Annotated in this window: 11 protein-coding genes and 5 pseudogenes; 9 read left to right on the top strand and 7 right to left on the bottom strand. The window is 34.4% G+C overall.

The genetic code is table 11. From position 1 onward, the window contains the following. Positions 1-87 precede the first annotated feature (87 nt). Positions 88-498: pseudogene (locus RHABOEDO_RS05540) on the bottom strand (transposase family protein); the annotation flags it as partial. Between the two features lie 69 nt (positions 499-567). Between RHABOEDO_RS05540 and RHABOEDO_RS05535 the strand changes: the two are divergent. Next, entirely contained in the window at positions 568-1,581 is a 1,014-nt protein-coding gene (locus RHABOEDO_RS05535; RefSeq protein WP_220017415.1) for an IS30 family transposase, read from the top strand. 357 nt (positions 1,582-1,938) lie between these two features. On the opposite strand, the gene RHABOEDO_RS05530 is transcribed toward RHABOEDO_RS05535, so the two are convergent. Next, positions 1,939-2,478 carry a DUF2059 domain-containing protein gene (locus RHABOEDO_RS05530; protein WP_215217774.1) on the bottom strand — a complete coding sequence of 180 codons (540 nt, stop codon included), beginning with the start codon at positions 2,476-2,478 and terminating at the stop codon, positions 1,939-1,941. Between the two features lie 154 nt (positions 2,479-2,632). Between RHABOEDO_RS05530 and RHABOEDO_RS05525 the strand changes: the two are divergent. Continuing rightward, a pseudogene (locus RHABOEDO_RS05525) lies at positions 2,633-3,139 on the top strand (IS5 family transposase); the annotation flags it as partial. Here RHABOEDO_RS05525 and RHABOEDO_RS11740 read toward each other — a convergent pair. Together RHABOEDO_RS11740 and RHABOEDO_RS05520 are read right to left on the bottom strand one after the other, a co-directional pair. Further along, positions 3,126-3,278: pseudogene (locus RHABOEDO_RS11740) on the bottom strand (transposase family protein); the annotation flags it as partial. The pseudogenes RHABOEDO_RS05525 and RHABOEDO_RS11740 sit on opposite strands and share 14 nt — an antisense overlap. Positions 3,279-3,319: 41 nt before the next feature. Next, entirely contained in the window at positions 3,320-4,168 is an 849-nt protein-coding gene (locus tag RHABOEDO_RS05520) for an RluA family pseudouridine synthase (protein WP_215217649.1), read from the bottom strand. A gap of 188 nt (positions 4,169-4,356) precedes the next feature. On the opposite strand from RHABOEDO_RS05520, the gene bamJ reads away from it, so the two are divergent. Continuing rightward, the gene (bamJ, locus tag RHABOEDO_RS05515; protein WP_215217650.1) at positions 4,357-4,986 is read left to right on the top strand and encodes a BamJ family beta-barrel-assembly machinery protein; all 630 of its coding nucleotides are present in this window, start codon (positions 4,357-4,359) and stop codon (positions 4,984-4,986) included. Here bamJ and RHABOEDO_RS05510 read toward each other — a convergent pair. Continuing rightward, a complete protein-coding gene (locus RHABOEDO_RS05510) occupies positions 4,983-5,462 on the bottom strand; it encodes an SET domain-containing protein-lysine N-methyltransferase (protein ID WP_220017414.1) in 480 nt (159 codons plus the stop codon). The two genes, bamJ and RHABOEDO_RS05510, sit on opposite strands and share 4 nt — an antisense overlap. A gap of 197 nt (positions 5,463-5,659) precedes the next feature. Between RHABOEDO_RS05510 and RHABOEDO_RS05505 the strand changes: the two genes are divergently transcribed. From RHABOEDO_RS05505 to RHABOEDO_RS05490, 4 genes and pseudogenes are all read left to right on the top strand, one after another. Next, entirely contained in the window at positions 5,660-5,989 is a 330-nt protein-coding gene (locus RHABOEDO_RS05505; RefSeq protein WP_215217652.1) for a histidine phosphatase family protein, read from the top strand. Continuing rightward, the gene (locus RHABOEDO_RS11465; RefSeq protein WP_215217655.1) at positions 5,904-6,239 is read left to right on the top strand and encodes a histidine phosphatase family protein; all 336 of its coding nucleotides are present in this window, start codon (positions 5,904-5,906) and stop codon (positions 6,237-6,239) included. The genes RHABOEDO_RS05505 and RHABOEDO_RS11465 overlap by 86 nt, the downstream gene beginning before the upstream one ends. A 68-nt stretch (positions 6,240-6,307) precedes the next feature. After that, on the top strand, positions 6,308-6,634 hold the full coding sequence (locus RHABOEDO_RS05495; RefSeq protein ID WP_215217653.1) for a DMT family transporter: 327 nt from the start codon (positions 6,308-6,310) through the stop codon (positions 6,632-6,634). 383 nt (positions 6,635-7,017) lie between these two features. Then, positions 7,018-7,911, top strand: a pseudogene (locus RHABOEDO_RS05490) (IS5 family transposase). Positions 7,912-7,973: 62 nt separating this feature from the next. On the opposite strand, the gene RHABOEDO_RS05485 reads toward RHABOEDO_RS05490, so the two are convergent. Further along, the gene (locus tag RHABOEDO_RS05485) at positions 7,974-8,924 is read right to left on the bottom strand and encodes an L-threonylcarbamoyladenylate synthase (protein ID WP_215216561.1); all 951 of its coding nucleotides are present in this window, start codon (positions 8,922-8,924) and stop codon (positions 7,974-7,976) included. Between the two features lie 163 nt (positions 8,925-9,087). Between RHABOEDO_RS05485 and RHABOEDO_RS05480 the strand changes: the two genes are divergently transcribed. Further along, positions 9,088-9,417, top strand: coding sequence for a TMEM14 family protein (locus RHABOEDO_RS05480; RefSeq protein WP_215216562.1), 330 nt, complete (start codon positions 9,088-9,090; stop codon positions 9,415-9,417). Here the strand turns inward: RHABOEDO_RS05480 and RHABOEDO_RS10795 are convergent. Then, positions 9,385-9,587, bottom strand: a pseudogene (locus RHABOEDO_RS10795) (hypothetical protein); the annotation flags it as partial. The gene RHABOEDO_RS05480 and the pseudogene RHABOEDO_RS10795 sit on opposite strands and share 33 nt — an antisense overlap. 45 nt (positions 9,588-9,632) lie before the next feature. Here RHABOEDO_RS10795 and RHABOEDO_RS05475 point away from each other — a divergent pair. After that, complete coding sequence (locus RHABOEDO_RS05475; protein WP_215216563.1) at positions 9,633-10,232, top strand: nitroreductase family protein; 600 nt, start codon at positions 9,633-9,635, stop codon at positions 10,230-10,232. Positions 10,233-10,245 lie beyond the last annotated feature (13 nt).

The raw sequence follows: 10,245 nt of genomic DNA, 5'->3' as shown, positions 1-10,245 counted from the left end.
TATATAGTGGTTCCGATTCAATCGTATAGAAAAATATAGGATTAACGACAAGTTTCAATTCATTAGATCTCTTGCATAACCTGAATTTTAAAGCTCCCAATTATAGATTCCTGCTATAAGATTAAATCTTAGGCAAAAGCGTTTCCGTCGATTTTTATATCGATCTGCTATGATTTTAAAACGCTTAAGCATTCCGATTACATTTTCATTAATTACACTTGCTTTGGCAAGGGATTGATTATTTTTTTTATCTTGTTTTGTTAAAGGGTTTTTCTTGTTTTTTCTTTTAGGCATATTTGCATGGGAATGAATCTTTTGCAGCCCTTGATATCCTGTATCCGTAATTACCTTGGTCTTTGGATGGATTTTCGTTTTAGATTCTTTAAATAATCGAAAGTCATGACGCTTAACATTACTAAATGCAGTGCAAATAACCTTCTAGCTCTTTTTGTCTACTATCACCTGACTTTTTAACGTATGCCTTTTCTTTTTTCCTGAGTCTTTTCAAGTTTGAAGTGCACAGAAGAATTAAAAAAAGAATAGGCAGGCGATGAAAGAATCTCTATTGTGATTTTTAACAATCAAACACAAGGAGAGACCTTGCCTAAAGGCTACCATCACCTAACCTATGACCAAAGATGTCAGATTTATATTTTAAAAGCTAGAGGAGATACATCTAGCTCAATAGCAAACATTCTAAAAGTTCATCATAGCACTATTAGTAGGGAACTTAAGAGAAATAAAGGGCAACGAGGATACCGTCATCAGCAAGCTCAAGAAAAAGCATTTCTTAGAAAAAATTCTCAGCCCAATAAAAAAATGACTCCTCAAATAGTTACCCGTATTGAAGAAAAAATCAAGTTGCAATGGAGCCCTATACAAATATCCGGATGGCTTAAAAGACATGGTAAAGAACATGTTAGTCATGAGACCATCTATAATCATATCTGGAAAGATAAACGACAGGGAGGACAGCTTTATAGAGAGCTCCGTCATCGAGGGAAAAAATATAACAAGCAGAGAAAGGGAGCTTCTGGAAGAGGGAACATGCCTGGTCGTATAGATATTAAGCAACGGCCTTGTATTGTAGAAAAAAAGACTCGTTTAGGAGACTGGGAACTAGATACAGTCATAGGGGCAGGACATAAAGGCGTAATTGTATCAATGGTAGAAAGAACTTCCAAGCTAACTAAGCTCGCCAAAGTTTCTCATAAAACTGCAGAGGAAGTAAGTCAAGCGTTAATTGAACAACTTAAACCTATCAAAGATTTTGTACACACATTAACAGCAGACAACGGAAAAGAATTTGCCTATCACCAAATGGTTAGTTTCGAGCTAGAGACAGACTTCTACTTTGCAACGCCCTACCATTCTTGGGAAAGAGGCTTAAATGAGCATACAAACGGACTAGTTAGGCAATATTTTCCTAAAACACAAAGCTTTTTAGATACGACTTCCAAGGATATAGAAAGGGTGGAAACTTTACTAAATAACAGACCTAGAAAGGCTCTCAACTTCGAAACTCCACTAGAAGTGTTTAGGAGATTATCTACAAACATGCTATGCTCGGGTGCACAATAGATGTTTTTTCAAGTATTTATATGTTCTTTTTTGTGCACTTCAAGGTTGAAAGGGCCCTGAATAAAAATAGATCTCTTGCATAACCAAATTGTTTAAGCGATATAGCTGGAAATGCTTTTGTTAAGATAGGAATCTATAAATGAAAGGGCCCTTTCAACCTCGAAGTGCACAAAAAAGAACATATAAATACTTGAAAAAACATCTATTGTGCACCCGAGCATAGCATGTTTGTAGATAATCTCCTAAACACTTCTAGTGGAGTTTCGAAGTTGAGAGCCTTTCTAGGTCTGTTATTTAGTAAAGTTTATATCCTTGGAAGTCGTATCTAAAAAGCTTTGTGTTTTAGGAAAATATTGCCTATTGACATGGTCCGCACATCATAGAATAAACTTTTAAAAGAATATTGCCCTTAAACTCTTTTACTTCTTTCTGAAAGTTTAAAGCAGTAACGGTGGCAATGTTATCTTCTAAAAGAGGAGGTTTGACGATATCTGCAATGATCTCTTGCATAGCTGTATAAACTGGAAGAAATGTTTCAGATCCTGTTTTAAACAGCTTTTTTACCGCATCTGTTCTATAAAAGCTAAGAAGTAATTGGATTTCATCATAAGTAAATATCTTATTGAAAGGTTCTGCAAATCTTTTTAGATAAGCTTTGCTCAGAAGCTTTTCTTTTGTATTGGCAACAACCTTCTTAACATCCATATTATTCTTTGCAGAAGTAATCGTCTGTTGAGCTAGCGAGGGCAGCATTGCATCCATTTGATCTTGTTGCAAAACAGATAAACGTACTAGTTCCATAGCATCTTGCATCTTTGTATCTGTTTTCATTTCTGTAATGTTCTGTACATTGGTATCAGTCTTCATTTCTGTTCCTGCGTTAATATTACCTACCACAATCAGTATAAAAAAATCTCTTTAAACATATCCTCTCTATATTAGTTAATCGTTTCTACTTTTTCTTTGCACGGAACATTCCCTGAGAGCAAAATTTTTTAAGGCTTCTGAAATGATGATAAAAATTCTAAGAGTATTCTTGAAATAGTTTTAAAAAAAATTGGTTGGCGAAGTCAGAAAAAGCAGTGGTAGGAAAGAGAAAACAAGCTTTGTAATTATTGATGCTCAAAGTGTTAAAAATACTGATACAGCGGAGAAGAAAGGATATGATGCAGGGAAAAAAATATCAGGAATAAAAAGACATATAGCAGTCGATACCCAAGGGCTCCCTCATGCGATTCACATTACCACTGCTAATATCACTGACAGAAATGGGTGTATAGCAGCATTTTCACTACATAAAAACCATTTGTTCGGTGTAAAAAATGTTTTAGCAGATGGAGGATATTCTGAAGAAAAATTTGCAAAGAGTGTGCAGGAGATATTAGAAAGAAATACACTTCATACTTTTACAGTTATTCCCAAAAGATGGGTTGTAGAGCGTTCTTTTGCGTGGATAGAAAAATGTCGCAGGCTATGGAAAAATTGCGAAAGAAAACTACATACAAGCCTGAATATGGTGGTTCTTGCTTTTATTGCTCTACTTTTGAAAAGATTTTAAACAGGCTCTTAAGCATCTCGATTACATTTTCATTAATTACGCATTCTTTGGCAAGGGATTAATTATTTTTTTTATCTTGTTTTGTTAAAGGGTTTTTCTTGCTTCTTCTCTTAGGCATATTTGTATGGGAATGAATCTTTTATAAGTTTTTATTAAAATTTAAGTTGCTCATTAGAATTTTTAAAGGGTTTTGATAGGTGCGATTTTATCAAAACTAGTGGGTAAAGGTGCAACAAAAGTCATTTTTTTTTGCTTTACAGGATGTAAAAAAGTTAGAGAATAAGCATGCAAAGCCATCCGCCGAAGCGGATTTGAATTCGCTCGATACTTTTTATCCCCTACAATAGGATGGCCTGCTTCTGAACAATGTACGCGTAATTGATTTTTTTTACCGGTCAATAACTTCAAGCGTAAAAGTGCAAACTGTTTATTACTCCATACTTGATTAAATTCAGTAATGGCTAATTTACCATTTTCTACAGAAGTACTACGAACAAAATACTTCTCGTCTTCTTTTAAATAGCTTTGCCAGCACCCTTGTTGAGTCACAAGTTTTCCTTCTACTAGAGCGTAATAAGTTTTTTGTATTTGACGCTCTTCAAATTGGGTTTTAAGAGATTGTTTAGCAGACTCATTACAAGCAAACATCATAATACCAGAGGTTTCGCGATCCAGACGATGAACAGCAAAGACATTTTTGCGACGCAATCTTACTTTTAAGATATTTTGGAGTGTATTTTGCGTTTCAAAATCAGTTGCTACACTAAGCATTTCCTCTGGTTTTTCTACAACAATTACCGCATCATCTTCATAGAGAACCTTAATACCTTCAGCTAAGATGACAAACTTGTCTCGAATAGTAACACATTGCCCTTGTTGTAATTCTACACCAAGATCTGCTGCATAACGACCATCTATCAAAATCCGTCCAGAATGAATCCAAGAACGCAGAGTGGTTTTTGAGCTTTTAGGAAAATGTTTTTTTAGGATATCTTGTAAACAAATATTTTGAACGATAATAAACTTCATACTTTCCTTTAGACTTTTTAAAAAGTTTATCAATAATTAGATTAAAAAAAAACAATTTACAATCAAAAGTTTATATTAAATTAATAAGAGAAAATTCCTTGTTCCTTAAACCTGAAAGAAAAAGCCCTTGTTCCCCAATTCAAAATCCGTTATATATAGTCGCTTATCTAAAAGCAAAAACTGGAGATATGACAATGCAGACGACTAAAGAAAAAGTAAGCTATGTCATTGGGTTAGAGACGGGAAGAAATTTAATACAGCAATTTGGAGAAATGGACTTTAAACATGTCTTAGAAGGGATCCAACATGGCACCTCGGGTACAGAACCTCAATTACCTCAAGAAGAAATTACTTCGATTATAGAAGCTCTTAAACAGCAAATTCAATCTAAGCAAAAAGAATTTTTTACTCAGCTCTCTGAGGAAAATAAAAAAAGAAGCGAAGCCTTTTTATTAGAAAATAAAAATAAAGAAGGCGTAGTAACATTTAATAGCGGACTTCAATATAAAATACTAGAAAAGGCTCCAAAAAAAGGTCCTCATCCAACTGCATTGGATACGGTAAAAATTCATTATCGAGGTTCCTATATCGATGGTAAAGTATTTGACTCTTCTTATCAAAGAGAAGAGCCTTTAGTCATTGGTTTAAATCAAGTCATTCTAGGCTGGTCGGAAATTTTACAAAAAATGCAAGTCGGTGATAAATGGCAAGTATTTATTCCTTCTTATTTGGCTTATGGGGAAAGAGGCTTTGAGCCTCATATCGGCCCTAATGTCGCTTTAATCTTCGAAATGCAGTTATTGGGCATTAACGATTAAAACCGTATAAAAGGTCCCCTGTTTTTCCAAAAATTAGGGCCATAATCATAACATAATTGTGAGCCCTTATGTATATCTTTGTTTGCATAGAGCATGATATGCCGCTTTCCTTGGTAATAAGCTAAAACAGAGTTTATATTTGGCTCTGCGCTATGATTGATAAAACGCGTATGGTTTCCCATTAACCGCGCATCAACTACATAAGAACTTCTTTTGTATTCTAAAATGGGGTATTCAAAACAGTAAATATTATTATCTCCTTCAAACCAAGAGCGTTTGCGAATCAAACCAGTATATTCTCCGATACAAGTATTCCTAGCAATTTTCTGATTTGCAAATACTCCATATCCCGTTTTTTGATTAATCCAAGCAATGGTTAATGGTATTTGGCAACCCAAAAGCATATCTTTAGCATACAAGCACCCTAACCACTTCTCTCTTTGACTTAGAAACCGTCTAGCTAATTTCTTTTGCACTTTCTTTTCTAGATCTAGCGAATGAAAAACTAAATAATTCACATATTTAATAGCAAATACTTGCCCAAAGCACGCTGGGTTAGTAATAGATATTTCTTTATGTTCTTGCAAAACCACTGTTAATTTCATAATCTGGCAAATATTATACCTCAAAAATCATTAATAGAAGATATTTTTTTAGCAAAAGGCACCTTTTTATGAATTCTCTATATCTTGTTCGTCATGGGCAAACAAAATGGTCTATAACAGGTCAACATACTAGTTCTACCGATCTTTCTTTAACAACTCAAGGTGTTAAGCAAGCTGGGTTTCTTAAAAAACGCTTATCTAAAATACCTTTTGAGCTTATTTTAACAAGCCCACTTAAGCGGTCTTTAGAGACTTGCGAATTAGCGGGTTTTTCTAAAGTTGCAATTATAGATACTCATTTAAAGGAATGGAATTACGGTCTCTACGAATGGATGGACAAAACAACAAATTCTTATAAAAGCTCCTCAGTGGAATATCTTTGTATATGGCGCTCCTAATGGAGAATCTGTTACAGATGTAAAAAATCGAGCCCAGGCTATTCTACATAAAATTCAATCCACTCGGGGAAATGTCTTAATTTTTTCTCATGGTCATTTTTTACGTTTATTTATTACACAATGGCTGCAAGTCCCTTCTAATCAAGCAAACCTTTTTATGTTAACCACAGCCTCTATTTCCATTTTAAGCTCTGATGGGAGCTCTCGAATAATAAAAACTTGGAATGATGTATGTGATTTACAAGTTTAAATTTTAAGATCTCTTGCTATTTTTTATATAACTGCTATTCTTAAAATTTAATTTTTTAAGGTCTTGACATGTCACTCGCTTGGTTTTTTCTACTATTAGCCGGTTTCTTTGAAATTTGTTTTACAATTGCATTGAAGTTCAGTCAAGGGTTTACTCGTCTAATCCCAACTTTAGTCACCATTATCTTTATTTTTCTTAGTTTCTTTTGTGTATCTCAAGCAATGAAGACCATTCCCATTGGTACGGCATATGCTGTGTGGGCAGGAATTGGTGCCGCTGGTACAGTAATTTGCGGAATCATCTTTTTTGGTGATTCCTATCATATCATACGCTTGATCTCTCTATCTCTGATCATTATTGGGATTGTAGGCTTAAAGTTGGCTCATATAGATTAGCCTTGCTAGACTTTTAAAATTTCATTAATTTAAAAAAACATTGCATGTAATTTAACAAATAATTATGTATCTGTAATACAGTAAAAATACATTTGAGGATTAATAGATGATATTTATAAACAAAAAAGTTCGTACAAATAAATTAAAAAATAAAACAAAGACTGCCTCTTATAAAAAACAGATTTATGCTTCTAGCGAGCAAATAGAACTAGAATCAGTAATTTTTCAATATACGCTAGATGTTAAACAAGCGGCATATAGTCATGCTTTTCGCAATTGCATCCAAGATTTACAAAATAACTTAACTAAATTGCTTAAGAGCCTGTTTAAAATCTTCTCATTAAGGTATAATGATAGTTTTCATAAAACCTTTGGAGGTAGTTATGACCCGCTCTTATCCAAGCGATATTTCTCGTAAACAATTTAGCAAAATCCATCTAATACTTGAGTCTACACGCAAAAAAACACGTCCACGAAGAGTTGATCTATATGATATTTTTTGTGGAATTTTGTACATTTTAAAAAGTGGTTGCCAGTGGCGTATGTTACCCATAGAATATCCTAAATGGGAATTATGTGATTATTATTTCCCTCTTTGGAATAAAAAAGATGATAAAAATTCTAAGAGTATTCTTGAAATAGTTTTAAAAAAAATGGGTTGGCGAGGTCAGAAAAAGCAGTGGTCGGAAAGAGAAAACAAGCTTTGTAATTATTGATGCTCAAAGTGTTAAAAATACTGATACAGCGGAGAAGAAAGGATATGATGCAGGGGAAAAAATATCAGGAATAAAAAGACATATAGCAGTCGATACCCAAGGGCTTCCTCATGCGATTCACATTACCACCGCTAATATCACTGACAGAAATGGGTGTATATAGTAGTGCCAATTCAAACAGCTAGCTTAATGGGGTTCAAGTCAACGACTTGAAACTTGTCGTTAATCCTATATTTTTCTATGCGATTGAATCGGAACATAGAAGCATTTTCACTACATAAAAACCATTTGTTCGGTGTAAAAAATGTTTTAGCAGATGTAGGATATTCTGGAGAAAAATTTGCAAAGAGTGTGCAGGAGATATTAGGATGTATATTAGAAATACCCAAAAGAAATACACTTCATACTTTTACAGTTATTCCCAAAAGATGGGTTGTAGAGCGTTCTTTTGCGTGGATAGAAAAATGTCGCAGGCTATGGAAAAATTGCAAAAGAAAACTACATACAAGCCTGAATATGGTGGTTCTTGCTTTTATTGCTCTACTTTTGAAAAGATTTTAAACAGGCTCTTAGATAAGATGGAATTCTTAAACCAATTTGGTTTTAAATTAACTGGTGAATGCTTAATCTGAAGCTTTTGTTAAACGGTTCATCAAGGCTACATTACTTTGGGCCATAGAATCGCAAAAAATTAAAATTTCGCTATAGCCATTTTTCTCTGCATGACGAAAACATGCATATAGATCTTGTGTGCTCAGTTTATAATAGTCACAGTTTGCTATAAAAAGAGAGGATGTAGAAAGTAACATCCGTTTATTAGAAGCTGCTTTTTTACAATAGGAATCTATCTGTTCTTTCTTGTAAAAGAGTTTAACAGGAATGCAGGGGGCATAATGCCGATACTTCAGCCCAGGAGAATAGACGGGGCCTTTTTGCAGAGATATTTGTACATCTATAGTTATACCTAATACATTCTCAATCTCTTGTTTTGTAATACTTCCAGGGCGTAAAATCACAGGTGGATTAGATAGCAGGCTAATTACAGTCGATTCAACTCCAAGAGTGGTTTTTCCTCCATCAACAATAGCAGGTATTTTCCGATCAAAATCATCTAATACATGCTGCACAGTGGTTGCACTAGGTCTACCTGAGAGGTTGGCAGAAGGAGCTACAATAGGAGCTTTCAACATGTGTATAAGATCTATTGTCATCGGATGAGACGGCATACGAATAGCAACAGAGTCTAATCCCGCTGAAATCAAAGGTGATAAATCGCGGTGACGTGGAATGATCATTGTTAAAGGTCCTGGAAAGAACGCTTCTGCTAATTGAAGAAATAATTTAGAAGGAGGCAGGGCTATCTGATCTATTTGCTTAAGACTTGCAATGTGTACAATAAGCGGATTGTCCATAGGTCTTTTTTTAACTGCAAAAATAGAAGAGAGCGCTGATTCAGAAGAAATAAGAGCAGCCAGACCATAGACCGTTTCTGTAGGAATAGCTACAAGCTGTCCGTGATAAAGAAGCATTGCTGCTTTATGTAACTGATTAGAGGTTAGTATTTTTGTTTTCATGGAAATAAAAAAATTTACCTTATTTTATCTCATTTAGTGAACAAAATCAAGAAAGCAATCCTGTATTTTTTTCTAATTATTATTAGTAAATATTTATTAACAAGGTAGCGCGCAAATTAATCCATTTCGTATACTCTTTTTTCATTAGAGAAGGAGATAACTTATGAAAATCACTGCATCGATTTTAAGTATATATGGCTTATTAATTTTGATTGGAGGGCTAGTCGGTCACTGGAAAGCCTCTAGTACAGCTTCTCTTATCTCCGGATTATTATGTGGGTCTGTATTGCTCCTGCTCTCTTATGCAATTGCTCGAGGTAAATTGCTGGCACAATACATAGCTTTAGCCTTCATATTTACCCTAGATGCCTTTTTTACTCATCGCTTTGCAAAAAGCCTGCATTTTTTCCCTGCTGGAATGATGAGTCTTTTAAGTTTAATCGTATTAATCGTTGTTGCTTTAAAAATTCGCAAAACGGTTAAAGCTCGCTAAGATGTTTAGTCCCAAAGTGTGATGGAGTGGGTTAATTCTAAAAATTTTTGGTTTTTTTTGCCAACTTATTGATAATATGCTCAATTGGTGTCAATCCCTTTAGAGCTTTACAAGCTTTTCGCAAAGTTATAGGCATTTAAAAAATTAAATAAATGCTCTTTTAACTGCTTAAAAAAAATAATATATTTATAATGATCTTACACAGGAGTATCGTCATGCGTCATCCTTTTGAAGAAGAGGTCCAAAAGATTAGAAAAGCAGAATATCCTATTCATGGGCTGATTCTTAACCGCTGGTCTCCTAGATCGATGACAGCAGAAGAAATTACAGATGAGGAACTATTTCCCTTATTTGAAGCAGTTAGATGGGCTCCTTCTTCCTATAACAATCAACCTTGGCGCTTTTTATACGCTAAAAGAAATCATCCAGATTGGTCTTTATTTTTTGACCTAATGATCCCCTTCAATCAATCTTGGACAAAAAATGCTTCCGTACTGCTTTTAATGATTTCTGATAAGTATTTTAAACATAATCGTAAACCATGTCGCACACATAGTTTTGACACAGGTGCTGCTTGGATGTGCATGGCATTAGAAGGAGCTTGGCGCGGATTGGTTGTACATGGCATGGAAGGTTTTGACTATGAACAAGCTCAAGTATCCTTAAATATTCCGGATAACTATCAAGTAGAAGAACTTGTTGCTATTGGAAAAAGAGCTCCTTTCACCTTACTTTCAGAAGAATTGCAACAAAAAGAAAAACCTAGTACAAGAAAGCCCATTTCAGAAATTGCACAAGAAGGCAAATTCTCTTAACAAAAATCGAGCA

Origin of the sequence: Candidatus Rhabdochlamydia oedothoracis (genome assembly GCF_019453995.1) — a bacterium.
GTDB classification, from domain to species: Bacteria; Chlamydiota; Chlamydiia; order Chlamydiales; family Rhabdochlamydiaceae; genus Rhabdochlamydia; species Rhabdochlamydia oedothoracis.
The sequence above is the reverse complement of the archived record's forward strand: the minus strand, read 5'-3'. Positions and strand labels throughout refer to the sequence as shown.